This window comes from Winogradskyella costae (assembly GCF_013403865.1).
GTDB lineage: Bacteria > Bacteroidota > Bacteroidia > Flavobacteriales > Flavobacteriaceae > Winogradskyella > Winogradskyella costae.
On record NZ_JABFDK010000004.1, the window covers coordinates 248,361 to 273,108 of the forward strand.

Below are 24,748 nucleotides of genomic sequence, written 5' to 3' on the forward strand. Positions count from 1 at the left end.
TTCAACTATCTAGTAAATTTTGCAAGATTCGACCTAACTTTTTATCATTCGGAGGTGAAAGCATATTTCTATGGTTTCCAGGTATATCATGCCTGTTAACACCTCCTTTGGCTATTGGTCCCCAACCTAACAGATCAGTATCGTGTGCATAAAAAATATCATCTTCAGTTACTCTTAATAAGTCTACTTTAATATCTAAAGGTAAAATTTGATAATTATTAACAGCTTTATTGTGCATCTGATCTAATTGATAAGGCCAGCTATTAATAAGATTATGTTGATTTTCTTTCCCTAATTTTATTTTTAAATAGTTGTTTTTTATAGCGTTTTTACACAATTGAATTCTTCGATTAAATTTCGCTTTACTACTTAACATTGTCTTGGTCATAAAAATAGCCATTCCTATTTTATACTTTATCTTAGCCATTTTTTTCGCTCTAGGATTTGAGCTATAATAATGTGGGTAAATATAACTATCTAATAAAACAACCTTCTTAACTTCCTTATTATTAGACATCAACAGCCTGGCCATTTCAAAAGCAATCACTCCTCCAAACGAATAACCTGCCAAAGCGTAAGGACCTTTTGGATTAGTTTTAATGATTTCGGAAATATAATATGCAGCCATATCATGTACCTTATCATGTGGTATGTCTGATCCATTGAGACCTTTTGACTGCAAACCGTACAAAGGTTGATTCTCATCGATATTTTTAACTAAGGCATTTAAAAACAAAACATTATGCTCTGCACCATGTACCACATATAGTGGTGTTTTATTACCGTTTGGTTTTACTGACACTAAAGACTTTAACAAAATTTCTTTATAATCCACAGCAATGAACTCGGCCAACTTGTTAATGGTTGGATAAATCATTAATGCCGATAGTGGTAATCGTTTTCCTGTTTTCTTTTCTAGCAGAGACATTACCTTAACCGCAATTAATGAATGACCTCCAAGTTCAAAGAAATCGCTATAAATATCAATTTTTTCTAGATTTAGACAATCTTGCCAAATGGAAGCTACAATTTTTTCGGTTTCAGTACGAGGAGCGGTATACTCTGTAATATTCGTTTTCTTAGGTACTTTACTTTTTAAAGCATTACGATCTATTTTCCCATTTAATGTAGTGGGAAATTCCTTTAGAAAATAAAAATTATGAGGAATCATATGTGTGGGAAGTTGCTCTGACAAAAACATTTTCCATTTGCTTATGACCTTATCAGAGACCTCTTCGCTGTTAGAAAATATAATATGTGCCTCTAATAGATTCTCATTTACCAAGACAACTGAGCTTTCAACTTTATCTAATTTATTAATTGCTTCTTCAATTTCTCCAAGCTCAATACGGTGTCCTCTTATCTTGACTTGCTGGTCAATACGTCCTAAACACTGAACTTCTCCTGTAGGTAATAACTTAGCCAAATCACCCGTTCTGTAAAGTAATGTGTCCGCCTCAATATTATATGGATTATTTATAAATTTTTCAGATGTTAAATCCCTACGGTTCCAATAACCTTTAGCCACACCATCACCCGCAATACACAATTCACCTATTTTACCAGGTGCCATCAATTGACCAGTATCATTTACAATATATAACTGCGTATTTGCTATCGGTTTTCCAATAGTGATTAAACCCTCTTCTTTCTTAATTTGTTTTATTGCGGACCAAATGGTAGTTTCTGTAGGTCCGTACATATTCCAAAGTTCATCAACTCTATCTAGTAATTTAGTTGCTAAACTCAAAGGGAGTACTTCACCCCCACTAAGCGCTTTTATAGGTAATCTTTTTTCCCAACCTATATCTATTAACATTTGCCATGTCGTTGGTGTAGCCTGCAATATACTTATATCTTCATCATCAAGAAGTTCTAACATTAAACGCGTATCCTTTGCAGTTTCATCATTAGCAATGACCAAGGTCGCCCCTTTTAACAAGGGTAAATATAACTCAAGACCTGCAATATCAAAAGAAATTGTAGTTATAGACAATAGTTTGTCAGTTTCCTCTATACCAGGTTTGTCTAGCATACTATATAGAAAATTAACTAGGTTCTTGTGTGTTACTTGAACTCCTTTGGGGTTACCTGTTGACCCGGAAGTATAAAGTAAGTAAGCCATATCATCTACACCAACAGGAAAATTTTGAGGTGTAGAAGGAAATTTTGACAAGTCATTAAACAAATCTTCCATTACTAACACCGTTGCAGATGTTTCTATATTTAGTATATTTTTATTGGATGAAATAAATACCGCAGCTTCAGAGTCTTTCATCATAAAGTCTAGTCGCTGTTGAGGATAACTAGGGTCTAATGGCAAATATGCAGCGCCACATTGCATAATAGCGGCCAAGCTTACAACCAACTCAATTGATCGCGGTAAAGCTACAGCTATAACAGTTCCAGACTTTACACCTTGTTCTCCTAGAGCATGTGCTAATTGATTGACTTGTTTTTCAAATTCTCGATAGGTAATTTCAGAAGATTCAAATTTTAAAGCAGTCTTAAAAGGAGTAATTTGCGCTTGTTTTGAAATAAGTTCATGTAATGGCTGTTGTGGATATGACGTGGTTGTATCGTTCAATTCTGAATAAACAGAAGGATCTACTTCTATTATATTTCCAATTTTGATACTTGGATTAGCGACTATTTCATTAAGAACTTCTTTGAAAGAAGCCATCATCTGTTCTATAGTTTCAGGTTTGAAAAGTGTTGTATTATATCTCCAACGAAAACAAGGTCCCTGGCTAGACATAAATATCTGAAGTTCAATTTCGAAAGTTCTATACCTATTTTCATTATGCTTTATTTCCGTTGATAGATCATAAAATCTATCTTTATTTTCTAATACGTCACCTAACTGAATATTTATAATTACAGGTACTAAAGGAATCCTTGATGAATCACGAGGAATGGAAATTTTTTCTAAAAGGTGTCCGAAGCTAATTGATTGATTGTCGTAAGCATCAAATAGTTGTGTGTTTCTTTGCGTTAAATAATCATTGAAATTTATTTTTGCATCAAGCTTACTACGAAGAGGTAGTAAGTTAACAGAATGCCCAACCATCTGCATCATATCATAATTTGCACGTGTTGAGCTTATAAGACCTAAAACTAAATCATTCTGACCTGTTTGTTGATATAAGAAAACTTCAAACGCAGATATTAAAGTTGTAACTATACTGGTAAACATGCCGGACTCAGGACTATTCCCGATTTGCTTCAACGAATTTAAAAGACTATTATCTATTACACAGTCTAGATAATTACTGTTATACGATCTTAATTTAGGTCTCGGATAATCTATTGGCAACTCAACTTTTGGAATAGACTCTTTATACATATTGATCCAAAACTCCTCTGAATCTTTAAATGCATCACTTTCGACAAATTTATTTTCTTTATCTGCAAACGAACTGAAGTGATCAGGTTCGTTTAATCTTGGTATTTTACCTTGAGCAAAAGCTGTATATAAAACACTAAGCTCTTCAAGCAATACACTAGTACTTAAACCATCGCAAATAGCATGGTTGACTAACAATAATAACTCATGCTCATGTTCATTTGTTTTAACTAAATTAAACTTTAACAAAGGACCATTAACGAGATCACAGAGATAATTAATATCATCATTAATAAAAGAAGAGATAGACATTTCTTTCTCTGATTCTTCTTGTTTTGAAATATCGTGATATAAAATGTCTACATGAAAATCAGTATAAATTTGCATCGTATTAAGATCCTCACTGAAGGAAGATCTTAAAGATTCGTGACGTTCTACCAAAGATTGAACAGCACGTTCTAAAGCATCATACTTTAATTTACCTGCAAATTTTAACGATACGGAAATATTGTAAGCTCTTTTTGCATCATCACCTCCAAAAATACAATCAGTTAAGATTTCAGATTGCGCTTTAGTAGTTTTAATAACTAGTTCTGTCTTTTTTTTATGTACAACATTAGTGTGTACTTCTTGAGGGTTTAATTTGTTTATGGATGCGGTTACTTTTGCATTAACAGTATCAGCAATTGTTTCACTCTTCTCTTCAACTTGTAAATTTTCACTTAAGGATTCCGCAAGCTGAGAAATTGTAGGATATTGAAATATTTTAATTAAAGGTATTTTTATATTTAACTTTTTTCGTAATGCCCCAATAACTCTTTGAGCTATTAATGAAGATCCACCCATTTCAAAAAAATTGTCTCTAACATCAATTACAGGTATTTGAAGGAGTTCACTCCAAATATTAGCTATATCTTTTTCAAGTTGAGTTTGTGCAATGTTAAGGTCAGAGTTAGAATCGGTTCTTACATATTCTGGACTTGGTAGTTTTGTTTTATCTATTTTCCCATTAGTTGTTAAAGGGAAATTTTCAACCCACATAAATGTTGAAGGAATTTGAAACTCTGGTAATATCTCTTTTAGTTGATCTCTTACTATATTTAAATTATCTTCAGTGTCAATTGGCTGTATATAAGCAACCAAACTCAGTTCTCCCGCAAGGTGATTGCTTGTAACAACAACAGATTGTTTAATGTTTGACAAAGATCTTAAAGCAGCCTCAACTTCTCTAATCTCAATACGGTGACCTCGTATTTTTACTTGGTCATCATTACGACCAATAAACTCAATCTCCCCATTAGGAAGCCATTTTGCAAGATCTCCAGACCGATACATACGTTCATCTTTCTTAAAAATATCAGGCAAAAACCGCTCTTTAGTTAATTCCGGACGATTAAGGTATCCCCTTGCTACACCTTTTCCTGCCACATAAAGTTCACCAACAACTCCTACAGGCTGTGGGTTTTTATATTCATCTAAAATATACGCGGTAAGTGTAGGAATACAATTACCAATAGTACTAATATTGCTATCTATAGCAAATTGATCGATTTCTTTAAAAGTTACATGTACCGTGGTCTCTGTAATCCCGTACATATTAATAAATTTGATGTTGGGATATTTATTATACCATGTTTTTAAATGCTTTGGAAAAAGTGCTTCACCTCCAAAGATTATATAACGTAAATTCAAACTTAAGTCTAAACTATTTGTACTCTCTACTAAGTTAATAAAAGCAGATGGAGTTTGGTTTAATACGGTAATACCTTCCTTTTCTATCATTGAGATGAACTCAAAAGGATCTTTAGCTGTTACTTCTGGAACAATTATTAATTTCCCACCAAAAAATAAAGGGCCATACATTTCCCAAACTGAAAAATCAAAACAAAAAGAATGAAACATGCACCATACATCATTCTCATTAAATTTGAAAAGATTTTTACCATTATAGAGCAAACTAACCACATTCCTATGCTCAACCATAACTCCCTTGGGATTACCAGTGGTTCCAGATGTATAGATGACATAACAACGACTTTCAGGAAGAGTTTTAACTGAATCATTTAATTTAGGTGAAAGCTCATCTAATTTGTTTATGAAATCTGTTATAAACTGGTTGTCTATTACAATTTTACATTCACTATCATCTATAATATACCTTTTTCTTTTTTCAGGATATTTCGGTTCTATCGGTACATACGCAGCTCCAGATTTTAATATCCCAATCGCGACCACAATAATCCATTCACTGCGTTCGATCATAACACTAATTAAATCATCAATCTTTACTCCATGGAAATCGATAAGATAATTTGAAAATTGATTGGATAAACTATCTAACTCTTTATAAGTAATTTTTTTAGACCCAAAAGCTACAGCTATATTATTAGGAGTCTTTTTTACTTGTGATAAGAACAAATCTACTATGCTTTTCTCTTTAGTATAATTTTGATAGTCTTCATCATCTAAAACGCAAGATTTATCAATTATTGAATTTGATAAAAATACATTAGTGTCGTTCAGTTTTGCCGCAGCTGAATTATCCTCTTTTATAATTTTACCTATCTCAATATTTGGGTTTGCTACTATGCCATAAAGCAATTCTTTAAAAGAAGTCATCATCTGCTCTATTCTTGTCGATGTAAAAAGAGCAGCATTATACGACCATTGTAAAACAAGTTCATTTTCTGTTCCTGAGGCATTTAAAGCCAGTTCGAAATTTTCAAAAGACCGTGGATTACTTTTTAACTTATAATTTAAACCCTCAAAAGCAACATTATTGGTCTTACCCATATCGATATTAAAAACAACCGGAACCAAGGGCACTCTTGAGAGATCTCTTGCAATATTGAGTTTTTGTAATAATTGACCAAAGCCAAATCGCTGATGATCGTAATCATCGAAAAATCTATTTTTTCTATTTTTTAAATATGTATTAAATGGCATATCACTTGCAAGTTTACTTCTCAAAGGAAGCAAGTTTACACAATGCCCTATTAATTGAATCTTCCCCGTTTGGGATTGACCAGCTGCAGGAAGTCCTACAACCAAATCATCCTGACCTGTTTGATGATATAAAAAAACCTCAAATGCAGATAGTAATGTTACCACAAAACTAGCGCCAGATTTAATCCCTACTTTTTTCAAATCGGATACCAAATCATAATCAAATCCAAAATCTAAGCGATTGCTTTTAAAGGTTCTTATTTTGGGGCGTGGAAAATCAGTTGGTAGTGATACGATAGGAATTGAAGCTTCATATTGTTTAAGCCAATATTGCTCAGTTTCTTTATACTCTTTACTTCCAATAAATCCATCTTCCTCTTCTGCATAGGCACTAAAACTAACAGGTGTTGCGACATTAGGTGTTTTACCATTCATAGTTGCAGAATAGAAACTACCCAATTCATCTAGCATAACTCCTACTGACCAACCATCGCAAATTATATGATGAGCTGTGAGAACTAAATGATGTTCCGTTTCAGAACATTTTATAAGTCCCACTCTAAAAAGAGGGCCTTTTACTAAATCAAAAACAGTATTAGCATTAGCAGTCACATTTGCCTTTATTGATGCCTTTTTTTCTAATTGACTCAATTTAGATAAGTCTTGAGTTTCTATCTCAATAGGTAGGTTCTTAAAAATAGTCATAAATTGGCCATCAGTACTAAATACTGATCGCAACGCTTCATGTCTAGATACTAAGTTTTGTACAGCATCTTTAAGCACTTCATCTTTTAAACGACCATTTAAAATTAATGAAACCGATTCATTATAAGACATATTAGCATCATCTCCTCCTAACTCACATGCGAACCAAATTTCTACCTGTGATGGTGTTGTATATATGACTTTTTCTATCTCAGGACCCGAAAAAGGATTAAAGTTAGTGGTAGTATTAGATATGTTAGTTTCTTCCATAATTTAAATTCAAAAAAACCGAATCAATGACCTAGCATTGAATTAATTGTAATTATTTTAATGATTTCATCTCAGAACTTATATTTCAATAATTGAGATGAGGATTGGTCACTTTTTATATTAAGGGACTTTGTTGAGATATTATGGTAAATACTACGGAAGTTACGGTATGTTTTTTATCTACAACGTGTTTTCTTTTAGTATCCCATTCTAAAACCTTTACACCCATAACATCTATTTATTACAAATCTATTTGTACAAATTTACCAAGCTCATTTGAATCGGGAATAAACCATGCAGGATTTCCTACTTCGTCTATCCCCAGACGCGCACCATTAACGGGTGGTTGATTTAGTCTTTTTGATGTTAGATTATTAATAACTTCACTACCATTCGTATTCGATTCTGACGTTAAAATACCAACTTCAATAAGTTCCTCAATGCTAATAATAATATTTCTAACTAATTTATCGATATCATCTTCAGTAAAGGCCTCTGTCATATAGCAAGGAAAACCATCCCAAATATGAAATCCTTTCTCTCTCATTAAAACAAAAAGTAATTCAGAATACGGAATATCTTCCAAAAACGTAAGTCGCCATAATGAGCCGTAATATTTGACTTCAATCGGTAAACTATTATTTTTAAAATAAGTATTTAGCTCTGTCGCCAAGCGATCGGTTAAAGATGATAAACCTTCTTGAAGTGCTACTCCTTTATTTTTAAAATGGTTTAACGATGCTTTCGCAGCTGCCAAAGCTAGAGGGTGACGCACAAATGTCCCTGCAAAATAAGTGACCCCTACTTCTGGAAAAGATTGATCTCCGTACTGCCAAAAACCACCATCAAGTGCATCCATATATTTTCGTTCACCGAGTATCGCACCAATGGACATACCACCACCGATAACTTTTCCGTATGTAGCCACATCTGCCTTAATCCCGAATAAAGCCTGAGCTCCTCCCGGGTGCATTCTAAATCCAGTGATAATTTCATCAAAAATAAGAACGGTATCTGAGGCTGTGGTAATTTCCCTTACCTCTTTTAAAAACTCAATTGGCTGAAAATCTGGACGTCGACTTTGTACAGGCTCTACTAATACTGCTGCTATTTCATGAGCCCGCTCTTTAATAATGGTTAAACTTTCTTCTGTTCCATAATCTAAAATCAACATATTCTTTACTGCTTCTGGTAAGATACCTGGTGCTGCTGGAAAGGTTCTTAATTTTTTTGAACCTCTAACAATCACCTCATCATTAATACCATGATATGACCGTGAAAAAGCAACGATAAGAGAGCGCCCTGTAACTGTTCTTGCGATTCGCATAGCACCTAAAACGGCTTCTGACCCTGTATTACATAAGGCTGCACGATCATGCCCTGTAAATTCACATAATAATTCACAAACCTCACCAGCTAGTGGATGCTGTGGACCAACTTCAAAACCTTGTTCAATTTGATGGTGTAAGGCTTCTTTTATAAAATCTGGTTGATGCCCAAATAAACAAGCACCAAATCCATTTAATATATCCATATACTCATTACCATCTAAATCCCAGAGTTTATTACCCAAAGATTTCCCAATTACTAATGGGTAAACAAGCTCTTTTGTTAGAGGTTTAAAACCAGTAACAACCCTCGGGTCAGCCATTTTAGCACGATGATTTTGCGCATAAGCTTTACTCTTAGCTGTTTTAATATTATAACTTCTTATTAAATTCTTTAAAAACAGACTTTGCTCACTACTTAAGTCTGAAGCTAGTTTATCTATTTTTGGAGCCGCCCCAAAAGGCTTTTCATGTTCTTTCTTTTCTTCTTCTGTACGACTATCAGTATTAGAGTCCGTTAATGGAGATACAGAATTGATTGTACTTTTAATTTCAACCTGAGGGGAACTCGGTGTATTTGAAACAACTGGTGCAGGTGGTGCTACATTATTTCCATTGTCTTGAAGCAACTGTAATTGTTGACCTAAAAGTTGTAACTGTTGCGCGATAATATTCAATGCAGAATTTTGTCCTGTCTGTGGAACTACATAATTATTCTGTGCACCATTAGCCGCAGGTGCTGTTGGTTGCACTGGAACTTGTTGCTGAACCGGAACTGGCTGTTGTACTGATTCTGATGCTATGACATTCACAACTGGAGCAAAGGCTTCTGCTGGTAATACCTTATCTAAATGTTCCGCCAATAAGTTTGGGGATCCAAACTCATCATTAAGCTGTCTAAATGTTACAGGAGTATTAAATTCATTTCTACACGTAATAGCCATTTGCGTTAAAACGAGTGAATCGAGCCCAAGTTCTAAGAAGTTTAAATCTGCTTCATTTAATTCAATTTCTATCCCAGAATTATCTTCAATTATATCCGCTATTTTTTTAAGTAATAAAGGCTTTCTCATAATCTCAATATTAGGTTTGGGAGCTATAATTATATGTTCTTCAATTTTAATTTCATTTGCGACAATTTCGGTATCTCTAACCCTATTAATCGTTGTTTCAACAATTGGAGGATCTAACCAACAAGGTTTACGATCAAAAACATAAGCTGGCAACCAAACTTTCTGTCTTGATTGTTCTCCGTAAAATGCTTTCCAGTTTGGCTCTAAGCCATTCAGCCAAAGGCTACCTAATGCATCTAATACAGTATGATAAGCACTTTCGCCCTCTTTAGGTATTTGCATACTAGAAATAGAAGCTAGAGATTTTAAACCTTTCTTTTGCTGAGATAAAGTTGTCAGTGCACGACCTGGACCTATTTCTAATAATATTGGATCATCTAAGCCTAAAACTGTTTCCATGGCGCCAGAAAAGTTAACCGCTTCTCTTAAATGATTCGTCCAATACTGAGAACTTGTCGCTTCTCCATCAGTAAGCCATCCTCCTGTCACAGTAGAAACGAGCGGTACACGAGGCACATTTAACGTCACTTTTTTAACTTCGGCTTCAAAAGCTTCCAAAACAGGATTCATCATGGTTGAGTGAAAAGCATGACTTGTTAATAAATGCATGTTCGCAATACCCCTATCAGTTAAAACCTTTGCGAAATTTTCAATGGCACTGTCAGGACCAGAGACCACGCACAAGCGATCTGAATTGATAGCTGCAATTGAAAGTGTTTCTGGTAATAAATTCTTAACATTATCTAAATCTGCTCGCACAGATAACATACTTCCTCCTGGAAGTTCACTCACTAATTTTCCACGAACAGTTATTAAATGCAATGCATCTTCTAAAGTGAAAATACCTGCTAAATGAGCTGCCACAAATTCGCCAATGCTATGACCACACAGCAGTGTCGGCTTAATCCCCCAACTTATCCAAAGTTGTGAAAGAGCATATTCCACGACAAATAATGCCGGTTGTGTAAACTTAGTATCCTTTAATTGTACCTCAGCTTCATCGCTATGATGTTCTGGGTATATAACATTTCGTATATCTAACTCTAAATCAGTCTTTAATAGTTCCGCGCACTGATCTACAGCGTCTCTAAAAACTTTTTCTCCGTCAAAAAGTGCCTTACCCATTTGGAGGTATTGCGAACCTTGCCCCGGAAATAAGAATGCGACTTCATTAGGAACAACTTTAAGTGTGTTACTGTTAATAGTCTTAGAATTATCAGTATCTAATACATTATGAGCTTCTAAAGTATTACCCGCTACTGTAAAACTACGATATCTAAAAACATCTCTTGTAGCATTTAATGAATAAGCAATATCTGCAAGTTCTGTATCAGGATTCGTTTTTGTATAATTAGATAATGCTTTTCGGTACCCATCTTGACTAATTTCTGATTTAGCTGACCACGTAATTAATTGTAAAGGTCTACCCGAGTCTGATGTTTTTTCTTCGGCTTTATATTCTTCTAAAATAATATGCACATTAGTACCACCAACACCAAAAGAACTGACTCCGGCAATTCTAGGGGTTTCAGATTCCCAAGAACTCAGTTTATCATTAACATAAAATGGACTATTTTCAAAATCTATAGCTGGATTAGGACTCTCATATCCTAAGGATGCCGGAATCTGACGATGCTTCATTGCCAAAACCGTCTTTATAAGTCCAGCAACTCCTGCTGCTGCTGTAAGATGCCCAAAGTTACTTTTAATAGAACCAATAGCGCAATACCCCTTTGTCTCTTGTTCTCCAAACGCCAAACGAAGGCCTTCAATTTCAATCGGATCACCCAAAGGTGTTGCCGTTCCATGGGTTTCTATGTAACTCACTTCGGATGGCTTAATATTTGCATCTAACAGTGCTGTACTGATAGCACCAGCCTCTCCTTCAATACTTGGGGCGGTAAAACTACCTTTATCACTTCCATCATTATTAACTCCAAATCCTTTTATCACTCCATGTATAACATCACCATCTCGTTTTGCTTCGTCCAAACTTTTTAGAAGGACCACACCAGCACCATCAGAAAACATAGTTCCTGTGGCATTAGCATCAAAAGGTCTACACCTTCCATCCGCACTTTTCATAGAGCCTTCTTGGTATAAATGTCCGCTGTACATAGGGGATGTTATACTAGAACCACCTGCTAAAGCAACATCACAATGTCCATTACGTATAGAGTCAACTGCTTGAGCAATTGCTAGTGACGATGTAGAACAAGCAGAATGCACACTAACTGCAGGACCTTTTAAATTTAAATGATAGGCAATCCGTGTCGCAACATAACCTTTATCATTGATGAGATCCGCCTGCATATCGCCAATTTGGCTCAATAACTCTTTATTTGGAAATACATTATTAAGAAAGTAGGTGTTTGATTTAACTCCTGCATATACTCCAACCCGACCATTGTAAAGGCTAGATAAATATCCCGATTGTTCTAAGGCCTCCCAACTTACTTCGAGAAATAAACGTTGTTGTGGGTCCATTGCAGAAGCAACCTTTGGATTAAGTCCAAAAAATTTAGCATCAAATCCTCTAGCAGATGGTACAATACCTCTTGCTCCCACATAAAGAGGGTCGTTACGTAAATCTTCTGGTATGCTTTTATCTAATTCATCTGGTGTAAAAAATGAAATCGTGTCTTTACCTTCTCTTAAGATTTCCCATAATTCTTGTATAGATTCAGCACCGGGAAATCGTCCTGCCATCGCAATAATGGCAATATCACTATTTGCTTGCCTTTTCTTTCTTTTTTGAGGTTTTAAAGCCGTTTTCAATTTATGATTTGGTTCGATAATTTTAGAAAGATCAGAAATTGTAGGGTGCTGATATATTTTTGTTATCGGCACATTCAAATTTAGGTTTTCGTTTAATATAACGGCCATCTTTTTTGTTAAGAGTGAAGTCCCTCCCATTTCAAAAAAGTTATCATCAACACCAACTTCAGCTATACATAATAATTCACTCCATATTTTAGCAAGGTCTTTTTCTAATTTGGTTCTTGGTTTCCTTAAAATTGGAGCAGATTCTGGTCTCACATGAGCAGGGTCTGGTAAATTTCTTTTATCGATTTTACCATTGGATGTATTTGGAAATTCGTCCATCCAAATAAATATAGAAGGTACCATATAAGATGGTAGATTTTCCACAAGTTCTTTCTGCACAGCAGCTGTGTCTCTAGTTTTATCTTCCGATTGCATATAGGCAACTAACCTATTCTCTCCTGCGACAGCATTATTAACTAAAACGACTGCTCTTTTTATATTAGGAATAGCATTAATTGCATTTTCTACATCGCCTAACTCAATACGAAAGCCTCTTATTTTAACTTGATCATCCTTACGTCCTATAATTTCGAGATTACCAGTTGGTAACCATTTAGCAAAATCACCTGTTCTGTATAATTTCTCTCCTAATTCAAAAGGATTATTTATAAACCGTTCTGAAGTAAGTTGTTCTAAATTTAAATAGCCTTTTGCTAAACCTACGCCGGAAATACATAATTCACCCGTTTCACTAATTGGACATAATTCTAAGTCATCTGATAAAATATAAATTTTAGTGTTTCCGATGGGTTTGCCAATTGATAAGGAATTTTCATTTTCATCTTCAGAGGAATACTTATAAATTGATGACGCTACAGTTGTTTCTGTAGGACCATATTTGTTGTAAAAATCACCATAGACAGATAATTTTTCTGCCAACTTAGTGGTGCACACTTCAGCAGCAGCGACAATACGTCTAATTGCTGTTGCTTGGGATAAATCTGAAATAGTTTCTAAATAGCTGGCTGTGGCATGAAGGTGAGTAATTTTTTGTTCTATTACAAACTCTTTAAGCCTATGTTCTTTTAATACCGCACCATCAATCATAACTAAAGTGGCACCATTCAATAAACCTAAAAAAATCTGTTCTACCGAGGCATCAAAATATGGATTCGCAATCTGAGAAATGCGTTCACCAGCTTCAATACCATAATAAGATTTTAACCAAGTTATTAAATTAACGACACCTCTATTTTCAATCATAACCCCTTTTGGGTTCCCAGTAGTACCTGAGGTGTAAATAATATAAGCTAAATCATTAGGCTGTGCTTCTGAGGTAAAAGTTAGCGCGTGATTATAACGTTCTTTTAAAGCCGCAAATTCTTCAATAACTGAATTATCCACTATAAATTTGCAATTACTATCCCCTTTTACATAGTCCTTTCTTTTCTGTGGAGCTTCAATATCGATAGGTACATATGTCGCTCCAGCCTTGAGTATTCCTAAAATACTAATAATAACCCACTCGCTTCGATCTATCATAAGACCTACGAAATCTCTTCGCAAAATGTTATGATTGTCAGTTAGATAATTGGCGAATTGGTTAGACATCACATCCAACTCGTTAAAGGTAATTTCTTTACCATGCCAAATAACAGCTGTATAATCTGGAGTACTTTGAACTTGCATCGAGAACAAGTCAACTATTGTTTTATCACTTGGAAACTCAAAATAAGTTGAATTAAATTCCCTAATTGATTCAAGTATTTCTTGATTAGTTGAGTCCATAATATAAAATTCTAATTTTTAAAAAGTATAACGGTTAAATTATTCTTTATGATAATTAATATTAAAATAGAGGGGATGCTATTATAGGGAAGAGTAAATCTATTACTAATTTTTCATATTATGAAAAACTTTTAGTCAAATAACACTTTTCTTAGTTTAATAACAGCGACTATAAAAAAAACACAAACCTGTTAATTTCTAAGCGATTAGAGTGCCCATTTATTATTTAAAAGTTTTTCTTCAAAAGAAACTAAATATTATAAAACGGTATAAAAACAAATGAGTCATTTGTAATCATTTACAAAGGGTTGAATCATAAATGAATAATGAGTCCCTTTAGTGTATGTGTAATTTACAATTATCTTCATTTTTAATGTCATTAATTATAAACAAGTTTTCTCTAAAAATTTTTTGCTCCAATTATTCTCATAATATTAGTATGCCAAGATTCTTTTTTTTGATCTGAATACCAAATTTTGAACCCTGCATCCTCAAAAAGTTTTTTATGATTATGAGAAAAAGATGCCTCAAAACCATAAACCTTAGAATCTGGATGCTCCTCAAAATTATGTGCAGAATCTGTAGGCTCTATAGCAAAAAATATAATGTTCCCCGACGTGTTCAGTTTTTCAAAAAAATTAATAAGCTGTGGTTGCGTAAAATATTCTAAAACCCCTCTAAATGTTAGGAAAACCATATTAGCTTGTTCTTGATTTTCGATCCAATCCAAAACATCACCACCCACAAATTCTAGCTTGTTGTTATTCTTATATTTCTCCTGATTAATTTTAGTCTGTTTTTCACTTAGATCTATTCCAATAAAACTGTCTATGTTAGAATAACGTGATGATAAATAATCTAAAACACTACCATTACCAGTTCCTATTTCTATCAGTTTATTAAATTTAATAGACTCATTGGACACTTCGTTTTTAAGAACATCGAGTATGGTCTTGTAGGCTGGCAAATTTGTGTTCTCTAACTTATTTTCTGTATAATTCACAAAATTATCTCCTTGTTTGGTCCAATAGGACTTATGTAATTCCGCAAGTTTATCATATTCTTGAGCTTTTTCAATTTTCTTAAGAAGAGCTCTTCGCATTAAACGTTCTGGGAAATTTAAATTATTACCTAATTCTAAAGTAAGACCTTTCTTAGATAACTGACGGACTTTTTTTGGACGTAAAGCAACTAGTATATTGCCTAAAGAATCTTTAATCAATTTTACAATAATATATTTCATTTTCCTATCTTAATAAAATTTAAAAACTCACTTACTAATATCTACAAATTATGATCATTATCAGCTACTTAAATATATAACACATAATAAGCGCTTACGGTTAACATGTCTTTAGGTTACTAACTCACTTGTTATAGATTCTTTATTGTTTTTCTTTTTTATGAGATAATCTAAACCCCATAATCCTAACATAATTACAAAATAAATGACAGCAAAAGCGGTGTAAGTTGGTGCTCCTCCTCTTGTAGGAATAATTGGAAATGAAATCAGAGTAAAATTCACAGCTGATTGTAATATAAGTACACAAATACCACTTTTAGTGCGACTATAAATAAGAGCACATAAACCTGCAGACCCAAACCTAAATATAAAAGAAGACACCAAAGGAATGTCAGGGAATATACCTTCTCCGAAAAGAATTACAGGAACAAACCATAAACCCCAAAAAACAGCAACAATTTGACCAGCATAGAATGGTTTTGTTTTTTTTGATAATTCACCAATACTGTAACTAACCCAGACTACTTCACCAAGAAAAGACCAAACTAATAGTCGCAGATACGCTTTAAAAATATAGGATTCAAAACTAAAAACCGCTGTAAAATCAACACTATAATAGAAAGACTTTAATAATAAAGCAATAACAGCTATTGTTGTTGGAAATAGCAAAGCCAAAAAATACCACTTAGGATGCACTTTCCAATTAAGCATAGGCTTAAATAAGTTTATTATTCCTTTAGTACCCTTAGTATATATTAGTATGCTCATTAAAAGTAACAACAACATTACGAAACGACCATTAGCATATACAGAAGCAGAAATGAGGTCGTGCACCCTAGCTTTAACAAAAATCACTCCCGAAATAGGAGCAAGAACTAAATATACCCAAATTTCATATTTTTTTATAAACTCTCTCATACCTTATTTACCTACTATATAAAAAACAATTAATGACACCAAACACATGCTATAAAAAAGAATTAAGACATTCATTCAATTTTAAACATGTAAACCTACACCAACTCAAACAACTCATAATAAACAACTTAAGCAATAGCTAAGTACAGATGTTGAAAGTTCAAAAAAAAGATTAAAAGAACAATACATTTCCTATGAAAAGCTATAAATCAAGTTGAGTGACTATGCATGAATCAATATACAATTAATCATCTTTATAAGTTTTATGTATATTTTATTTTGAAACCTTATCTTAGTGTTATATTATGGATTCACTCACACAAATCATTTTAGGTGCTGCCGCAGGCGAAGCTGTCTTAGGTAGAAAAGTTGGCAATAAAGCAATTTTATACGGAGCTATTGCTGGTACAATTCCTGACTTAGATATTTTTGCGTCGTATTTTACAGATACCGTTTCTGCATTGGCCATTCATCGTGGCTTTACACATTCTATTCTGTTTTCAGTACTATTTGCTCCTATTTTAGGTTGGCTTGTATCCCGATATGAAAGCTACAAGGATTTTAAAGGATGGTCATGGTTGTTCTTTTGGGCATTAATTACACACCCTATGCTAGACGCTCATACCACATGGGGAACGCAATTCTTTTGGCCTTTGGATTTAAGATTAGCGTTTAAAACAATTTTTGTAATTGACCCACTGTATACATTGCCCTTTTTAGTGTTTGTAATTTTGGCAATGTTTCAAAAACGTAATTCAAAAAAACGACGTTTGTATAATGGTATCGGGCTTACGATAAGCACCGCATATTTGGCCTTAACGTTCATATTAAAAGACGTCGCATTAACTCAATTTACAGACGAATTATTAATGCAAAATATAGATTACAGAGAAATAGACACACGACCATCTCCGCTTAACACTATACTATGGAATGCCAATGTTGAAACTAAAAATGCGTATTTATTGGGGGCCTATTCCTTTTTTGATACTAAAGATATTACATTTGAAAGCTACCCTAAGAACCATGAACTGTTAGGAGACTTAATCCATAATGAAAAAGTAAAACAAATGATTGCTATTTCTGAAGGTTGGTACACCATAAATAAAATAGACGACCAACTCTATTTTAACGATCTTAGATTTGGGTTACTAAGTATGGAACCTCAATCGCAAAATTTTGTGTTTAGATATTTAATAGATGTAGATTCCTATGGAAATGTAAAATTTATAGAACAAGAAAAAACACAAAGAGACGGTAAACAATTGATGTTAAATCTATGGAAACGCGTTAAGGGTAATTAATCAGTTTAATATTTATTTTTTGCTATTATTAAACCACCTAAATTCATTAGTCCTAATAACATAACCTAATCTAATCATGCTCTGTGATTGCTGATAATTCAGTAATCCTTCCGCTTGTCCGACATACCACTCTAACATTAAATATTGATTAGATATATTATTGCCAAACGGGTTATAATAAACTCGTGCTCTAACAGATCCTTTACCTTCAAAATTTAAACCTTTCCGTAATCTTAAATCAAATATTAACTTATCTGGCTTATAGGTATGCGATACGTTAACTTGTCCTAACCCAACGTATTCTAAAATATCTGGATTACCTTCGTCATAGGCAAATGGCAACCAAGCTTTAAAACTGGCCACTGTATTTTTAAAAATACCCGTAGTGTATTCTACATTTATACGGTTCCAACTACGAGATGCAATACTATCTCTACCATTAGACTCATGCTCAAAAGATAACGTCCCAACTCCTTTTAAACGATTATCTTTATCATAAAAGAACTTACCCAAAGCAATAGAAGGATTAAAATTAATATCCTTAAACGGAAAAGAGTCTTCGTATATATTCCAAAATGACTTCTGAGTATAGGTTAAAAACAGATAGGTGTCTAATGGCAACTTACTTCGCGTTAAAATTTGTTTAAAACTAATTTGATATTTCGCATTAGCTGTGGCACTATTAATTGCCTTATTTGTAGGGACACCTGTAACTAAAAAATTGTCTTTGTGTATTGAAAAATATGGCTGCTTAGCAATAGAATCTTGAAGTCTTTCTTTAGTATAGGCTTGTGAATGCACTGTACTTATAACAAAAAGCATTAAAATAATGAAGGCCGTTGTTTTAAGCACTTTAGTGTTGTCTATCAATTTTATCATAGGAAGTAGTGAAATTTCGGATTGTATAAATTTAGAAAACAAAGATGATTAATTCTAATCAACAAAAATAACTCATATACAGTTTACACTAATCCAGAACAACAAAATATTCCTTTTTTAGAATTGCAATAAAAGCAATCATAATTCTAAATGAGCACCACTCCTATTTTTTCTGTATTTACATTTAGATTTTATCTCAAAAATTTATGGAGCTCTCAATAATTTTAGTTTTCATCATCATTGGTGTCAGCATTCTACTTTTTATCACGGAGCTTTTTCCTGTTGATAAAATTTCATTTTTTATTATAGTAGCGCTGGTCTTACTTCAACTAACAACTCCTGAAGAAGCCGTAAGTGGTTTTGCCAACCCAGCAACGATAACCGTTTTAGCTTTAATGATATTAGCTGTTGGATTGGAAGAGAATGGAGTCATTCAATTGCTTTCCGACGGTATTAAAAAGCTAAAAATATTACCTCTCATTTTATTAACGCCTGCGTTTATGATTATATCTGCAAGTATCTCTGCGTTTATCAGCACTACCGCAGTCGTTATCATATTCATAAAAATTATAACCAGACTTTCAGAAAAATATGGCTTCTCATCGTCGCGGTTATTAATGCCCGTATCATTTGCTGGTATACTTGGTGGTAGCTGTACATTAATGGGAACCTCCACCAATCTTATTGTAAATGCTATTGCAAAAAAACAAGGTATTGAGGCTTTTAGTTTTTTTGAATTCTCATTATATGGTATTACTTTTTTTATAATAGGATTGATTATTATGACGTTTGCTTCTCGGTTTTTACCTAAGAACAAAAAAAGAAACTTATCTAGTGATTATAAAATTGAATCTTACGTATTTACTGTTAAAGTAACGGAAGACTCTCCGTTGATAGGCGAACGATTTGGGGAAATTGAATTTTTAAACCAAGAGGATTCTAAGTTACTTAAATTAATTAGAAATAACCGGGTTATTAACGATCCAGGAAAGTATATTAAACTTATGGATAAAGATAATTTAGTCCTAATGAGTAATTTAGACAATTTTCAATCCTTTATGAAGGAAAACGGTTTTGTATTAAATGAAAAACGGCAACGACAACAACTTGAAAACATTGGTAAAATTGATGGGGACAAAGATTTAACTTACATAGAAACCCTTATTTTACCTGGGTCCAATCTTATCGGAAAGACCTTAAAAAGCTTGCGTCGTATGTCTTTTGAAGGTGCATTTCCTATTGCTATAAAAAAGCGAAGAAACCTAAGAAATACGCAAGAGCGCTTACTGCGTAAAAACATAGAGGATATTAATCTAAAACCAGGAGACCGTGTGTTACTAGAAATGCAAGAGCACAAGATTTCAGATTTATATAATATTGAAAATATTGCCATTTTAAATGAGCATGAGTTTAAGCCTAACGTCTCAAAATCTAAAAGGCTACTGGCCCTTTTAATTTTACTAAGTGTAATTACGTTAGCGGCTACTAGTGTAATTACCATACTAACAGCGTCGCTTGTTGGCGTTTCGGCTATGTTACTTACTAATATTATTCAGCTAGAAAGCGTATATCAAAAGGTGAATTGGCAAATCATATTTTTACTTGCTGGTATGATTCCATTAGGAGTTGCCATGACCAATAGCGGTGCAGATATTTGGTTATCCAATCATTTACTGAATATAATGAGCAACCAAGATCCAACCATTGTTCTAGGTTTATTATTTGGAATTACCATAATATTATCTGGTGTTATATCTAATAATGCTACTGCAATTATTATGACGCCTATAGCTATTGCTGTTGCGAGTGGATTAAACCTAGACATAAAACCATTTTTATTAGCTGTGATGTTTGGCTCTAATTTTAGCTTTTTTACCCCTGTAGGCTACCAAACCAATACACTTATTTATGGCACTGGTGCTTATAAATTTAAGCACTTCTTAATCATTGGAGGTATTTTATCTATTACGCTTTGGATTGTTGGGACACTCTTACTATCAAGTAAGCTGTAGTAATTAAACGGTCCGAATTTCAGACATTTAGATTATGACTTCTCAATCTTATTTCCTTTAGCCATTTCCTTACGCATTTGCTTAATGGTTAACGTACTTCCATCATGACTCCATCCTGGAGGTGCAAATACATACATAAATTTGTGATACCAATTCTTAGATTTTTTCATATCCTCCCAAATGTTCTTGTATTCGTGAGTAAGAATTACGTATAAGTTATAGGAATTAGGTGGAGTTGAAACCCCATATTCAATCTCAATGTTTTCGTCTAACTCTTTCCATGTTCCAAATATTCTATCAAAAACATTTAAAAAGCCACCATGGTTTTTATCCATATATTCGATATTTCTAGCATGATGTACTTGATGCATTGTATGGGTGTTAACAAATTTTTCAATAAAACCCATTTTCTTAACATACTGTGTATGTAACTGAAATTGCCAAAGCGCTTCAATACCCAAACAAACCACAAGCATCTCTGGTGGGAAACCTATCATTACAATCCAAACATAAAAAAATGGTTTATAAAAAATAGTAAACCAACCATTTCTAACAGCAGTTCCTAAATTAAAATTATCTGAAGAATGATGCACGATATGTGCCGCCCAAAAAAACCGAACCATATGATTTTGTCTATGAAACCAATAATAGGTAAAATCATCTAACAGCATACAAATCACCCAAATATACCAGACATACCCAAAAGATTCATATCCCATTATATTTGTACGAACACCATCTACTAAGGGATTAAAAATGTCATAGGCAAATTTAAAAATCACGACTATAGAAACCGTTTTTATCAACGCAGCAACTACAGCTGACCCAACACCAAGTGAAACACTAGATATTAAATCTTTCCAATTATAAAGTTTCTTATTATCTAAAACCTTACTATAAGTAAGCTCTAATGCGATAAGACCTAAAAAACACGGAACACCGTAAACTAAAGGGTTTGTAAAATCCATTTACTACTAATTTTGAAAAATTGGGATTGTTTATATGAGTCTAAATTCCGAAGAAAACAAGCCGTTTAAACATTTCATTATAATTTGATAAAAATGACTAACAAAAAAAATTAACGTTTTGCTACTAAATTTAATTTGTGAAGATACGTCAACATCACTAAAAATCCGAATTTTCAATCTTGGTTTTTCAAATTTTAAGGATTAACATAAAAAATCATTATTAATCTATAGAGTTAACTCAATAAATCAACTTTTATTTTAGATACCTTAATAACTATATCTGCAAATCCACATTATCAAGTTGCCTTTAAGCAAATTTACGAGTAAACCGAATTAGAGTTACAAGAATAAAAAGGTACGTCACCATTGATCTTGGAACAAAAAAAAGTCCTGTAAAGGACTTTTTTTTTAAATTACACAATTACGATTTCGTTACTTTTACTTGGTTTAATGAACTTATTGGTTCATTGCCATATTGTGGTCGTACTTACAACATTCAGGTAAATCATTATACGCCTCTAAATTACCAAGAACTTTTTCAGTGTCATAACCCGAAGCTGAAATAGCATTATGAATAGCCATAGCATCCGTATGTGCATCCTCAAAATATACACCAATTTTCTTTTTTTCTACATCCCATATAGCATTTGAAACACCTTCTACTCCATTAGCCGCTTTCTCAATTGTAGACTTACACATGCCACAATTACCTCTTACTCCAAAAGAAATATCTGCCATTGCTATGTCTTTCGATGCTTCTGTTGTCGTTGTTTCTGTGACTTGTTTGTTTTCGTTTTTACAACCTGTAAAACCTAAAGCAAAAATTACAGTAACACTTAGCATTATTTTTTTACTCACATTGTTTAGATAGCTGTTTTTGTGTTCGTGATTTCTCTTTATAAAATTCATTGTTTAAAAATTTGATTGTTATTAATTAATTTCTATTTATTCTATTATTTGTTTCACTTCTCCGCAAGTCAACATTGCTCCTCCAAAATAAGGGTTAATCACTTTTTCTTCTTTGCTCAACCAATATGCTCCGTTGTTATTATCTCCCATTGGGCAATATTGATGATACACTCTTTCATTTATTCCAAATATTTCAAGCGCATTCGCTAGGTGTGCAGAAAGACTTTTAAAATAGCGACGTTGATCTTCTATTTTAGAGCTCTTTGATAGTGAAGTCGCATCAGTTTTTATCTTTTTTTCAATGGCCATCCAATGCTTATGCGTCTCTTTATCTGTTAATAATGCCATATTTACGTTAGATAAATTAGTCAATAGTTGTTTTGACTCTGCTACCACATTATTTAGATCATCTTGCACCAAAGCATCTTTTAATTTGATATAATCATCAAAAACCACTTTTAGTTGCTTTTGAAAACCTTCAGATACTTCCACTCTTTCATTCACATTAGAATGATTCTCATTGTTTTCCGAAGCCGTATTCCCCATTCCAAGATGCCCCTCGTGACCAGTCGATGTTTTACCACCTGTTTTATTCATCATCGATTTTTTGCCTTGCAATTGTGCTGCCGCATCAATAGTAAACGTACCATTTGTAACAATTTCGTCTCCATCATTTAAACCTTCTAAAACTTCATAATTATCTCTAATAGAATTGCCTAGAGTTATTTGTCGCATTTCAAAAACTGGTTCATTCGGGTCTGCTTTTATATACACAACTGAGCGTTCTCCTGTCCATAAAACAGCCGTTGACGGTATTACTAATACAGTTTCTTTATTGATAGAACTATTGCTTTTAATTTTACCTTCTACAAACATTCCCGGTTTTAATACATCATCTGTATTACTGAGCACGACTCGTAATTTTACAGTTCGTGTGTTAGTATCTAAAATAGGATCTATAAAATCGACTTTCCCTTTAAATGTTTTATCTGGATAAGCTTTAGTAGAAACCATGACCTCTTGACCTGTTTTAAATTGACCAATTTGATTTTCATACACATCAAAATTTGCCCAAACGGTATTTAAATTCGATACTTTAAAAATGGGTTTTCCATCCATAATATGAGACCCTTCGTTTATCGAAATTTCGGTAACCACACCAGAGACATGCGAGTAGATGGTAAAACTTGTTTTTACTTGCCCAGTTTGTTCAACCTCATCTAGCTGGTTTCCATGAATCATCCAATTCTTAAACTTATTTTTCACTGCATTATAAAGCTGCGGTTGCGACGCTTTTAACTTATAGGCTACAATTAATTCTTGTTGCGCTGCAATAAGTTCTGGTGAATATATCTTCGCTATAGCTTGTCCTTTATTGACCTTTTCTCCTAATGAATTGACATACAACTTCTCTATTCTACCATTAAAATGTGCTGGCATGGTTGCTGTTTCATTTTCGTTTTCTTTGATTTTTCCAGATAAAACAAAACCTGCATCTGCGCCTAAAGTACCACTACCAACAATGGACGTTTGAATATTGGCCAAAGCCATTGCGTTTTCCGTCAACTTAAATTGATTCGCCATTAATCCTTCAGCACTACTTTCCGCAGGAATTAAATCCATACCACAAATAGGACAGTCCCCAGCTTCGGGCTGCATAATTTGCGGATGCATAGAACAGGTCCACATTTGTTTAGTTTCCGCTACGGCATTGTGATTATGAACCGGTTCTTTAGTTGTATTACCTCCAAATACTAACCATCCTAATAAAACACCTACAGCAAGAATACCTAGATATATAATTATCTTATTATTTTTCATTTTCTAATCGTTTTATCATGGCTTTCATATCTTCTATTTCTTTACGCTGTGCTTTAATAATATCTTCCGCCAGTTGTTTTACTTCTGGGTCTTGAATATTTGCACGTTCACTTGTAAGTATTGCTATTGAGTGATGTGGTATCATTCCTTTTAACCAAAGCACGTCTCCAACAATTGGTGCTTGTGCTCTTACCAAACTTAACGCGCTCATAAAAAGCACTAAGCTTCCAACGAGTATTGCTGTGTTCTTCTTTTTATTTTTATACATTTTTAGCATAAATAAAAGCATTATCACTGCCATTGCTGAAATCCCTAAACAAACCATATAAAAACGTGTCATACTAAAATACACGTGGTCTATGGCATAAGTGTTTAGATACATTGTAATGTACATAGCGACAAATGATAGCCCTAACATTAAAAAAAATGTATTGTAATTTCCTTTGTTTGAATGTTGGTTTGAATGTTCCAT

Annotated in this window: 11 protein-coding genes; 2 read left to right on the forward strand and 9 right to left on the reverse strand. The window is 33.5% G+C overall.

Going from position 1 to position 24,748, the window contains the following annotated elements:
- Window position 1: 1 nt before the first annotated feature.
- The 4 genes from HM986_RS11365 to HM986_RS11380 form a co-directional block, all read right to left on the reverse strand.
- Window positions 2-7,267, reverse strand: coding sequence for a non-ribosomal peptide synthetase (locus tag HM986_RS11365; protein ID WP_179335208.1), 7,266 nt, complete (start codon window positions 7,265-7,267; stop codon window positions 2-4).
- Between the two features lie 241 nt (window positions 7,268-7,508).
- Window positions 7,509-14,222, reverse strand: coding sequence for a polyketide synthase (locus HM986_RS11370; RefSeq protein ID WP_179335209.1), 6,714 nt, complete (start codon window positions 14,220-14,222; stop codon window positions 7,509-7,511).
- A gap of 400 nt (window positions 14,223-14,622) precedes the next feature.
- Window positions 14,623-15,465, reverse strand: a complete 843-nt coding sequence (locus tag HM986_RS11375) for a class I SAM-dependent methyltransferase (protein ID WP_179335210.1) — start codon at window positions 15,463-15,465, stop codon at window positions 14,623-14,625.
- A gap of 111 nt (window positions 15,466-15,576) precedes the next feature.
- The gene (locus HM986_RS11380; protein WP_179335211.1) at window positions 15,577-16,383 is read right to left on the reverse strand and encodes a CPBP family glutamic-type intramembrane protease; all 807 of its coding nucleotides are present in this window, start codon (window positions 16,381-16,383) and stop codon (window positions 15,577-15,579) included.
- Window positions 16,384-16,688: 305 nt separating this feature from the next.
- Here HM986_RS11380 and HM986_RS11385 point away from each other — a divergent pair, with 305 nt between their 5' ends.
- The gene (locus tag HM986_RS11385; protein ID WP_179335212.1) at window positions 16,689-17,687 is read left to right on the forward strand and encodes a metal-dependent hydrolase; all 999 of its coding nucleotides are present in this window, start codon (window positions 16,689-16,691) and stop codon (window positions 17,685-17,687) included.
- 12 nt (window positions 17,688-17,699) lie between these two features.
- On the opposite strand, the gene HM986_RS11390 is transcribed toward HM986_RS11385, so the two are convergent.
- On the reverse strand, window positions 17,700-18,566 hold the full coding sequence (locus tag HM986_RS11390) for a phospholipase A (RefSeq protein WP_179335213.1): 867 nt from the start codon (window positions 18,564-18,566) through the stop codon (window positions 17,700-17,702).
- 206 nt (window positions 18,567-18,772) lie between these two features.
- Between HM986_RS11390 and HM986_RS11395 the strand changes: the two genes are divergently transcribed.
- Window positions 18,773-20,578, forward strand: a complete 1,806-nt coding sequence (locus tag HM986_RS11395) for an SLC13 family permease (protein ID WP_179335214.1) — start codon at window positions 18,773-18,775, stop codon at window positions 20,576-20,578.
- Between the two features lie 32 nt (window positions 20,579-20,610).
- Here HM986_RS11395 and HM986_RS11400 read toward each other — a convergent pair whose 3' ends face one another.
- The 4 genes from HM986_RS11400 to HM986_RS11415 form a co-directional block, all read right to left on the reverse strand.
- A complete protein-coding gene (locus HM986_RS11400) occupies window positions 20,611-21,546 on the reverse strand; it encodes a sterol desaturase family protein (protein WP_179335215.1) in 936 nt (311 codons plus the stop codon).
- Between the two features lie 456 nt (window positions 21,547-22,002).
- Complete coding sequence (locus tag HM986_RS11405; protein WP_179335216.1) at window positions 22,003-22,455, reverse strand: heavy-metal-associated domain-containing protein; 453 nt, start codon at window positions 22,453-22,455, stop codon at window positions 22,003-22,005.
- A gap of 36 nt (window positions 22,456-22,491) precedes the next feature.
- Window positions 22,492-24,276, reverse strand: coding sequence for an efflux RND transporter periplasmic adaptor subunit (locus HM986_RS11410; protein WP_179335217.1), 1,785 nt, complete (start codon window positions 24,274-24,276; stop codon window positions 22,492-22,494).
- On the reverse strand, window positions 24,266-24,748 hold the full coding sequence (locus HM986_RS11415) for a DUF305 domain-containing protein (protein WP_179335218.1): 483 nt from the start codon (window positions 24,746-24,748) through the stop codon (window positions 24,266-24,268). Before HM986_RS11415 ends, HM986_RS11410 begins: the two co-directional genes overlap by 11 nt.